Origin of the sequence: Bartonella sp. TT67HLJMS, from assembly GCF_042193375.1 — a bacterium.
Lineage (GTDB): Bacteria > Pseudomonadota > Alphaproteobacteria > Rhizobiales > Rhizobiaceae > Bartonella > Bartonella grahamii.
In genome coordinates, this window is the sequence record NZ_JBHILP010000036.1 from 1 (window position 1) to 958 (window position 958).

Annotated in this window: 1 pseudogene; it reads right to left on the bottom strand. The window is 38.7% G+C overall.

From position 1 onward, the window contains the following. Positions 1–958, bottom strand: a pseudogene (locus ACFIJQ_RS08820) (hypothetical protein); the annotation flags it as partial.

Sequence of the window (958 nt, forward strand, 5' to 3'; positions counted from 1 at the left end):
CATCTTCATAGCTAGCATTACCGCCAAAATAGCCTGCAACTACATTGCCCATGGAATAAAGTTGAGAACCATTTATCGCATCAGTTGACATTACTGTAATCAAACCAGCTTTAACACCTGAAAGAGTCCGTGCCACATTACCAACGTTTGCAATACTTACTTTAGCTCCACTTACTTCTCCACCAATGGTAATAAGCCCTGTATCATCTTGCTTAACAAGACTATCACCCACCACATTGGCAACTACATTTTCAATCTTTTTATCAAGATTCGTGACAGAATTACTTACGCCAGTAAAGGCATCTGCAACGTTATTATATTTTTTCTTAGTCCCCTTACCATTCTTATCAAAGACATTAACTGTAAAAGTAGGAGCCTTCCAGTTCCCATCTGTATAGCTAGCACCACCACCAAAAGACTTCGCAAACCCAGCACCCAATTTATAAAGCTGGGAACCATTGACTGCCTGATTCGATGTTGCGGTAACAGAACCACCACGAACACCAGTAATAAACCGATCCTCATGAGAATTATTTGCAATGTCTACTATATAACCCCTTTTGTTCGCACCAATTGTAATAGTCCCTACTGCATCTTGCTTAACAATCATATCAGACAAGATGCTATCAATTTTATTATTAATTTCTCTCTGATATATCCCCCAAACATTTCCCCAACCCGCAAACGCATTATCAATGGCTGTTCCAATCTCAAACTTAATAGTATTTCCTACATTTAGTTTAAAATCGTTGAATTCATTCCTCATACCGTTGAATGCATTCTTTACACCATTGAATTCATTCTTTACACCGTTGAATTCATTCTTTACACCTCTGAATGCACTATCTACCCCTCCAAACGCAGAGCCAACATCTCTATACACGTTACCGTCAATTACATAGGTTGGCGCAATACTTTTAAGTATATTTGCACCACCACCAAAATACCTCGCTACATT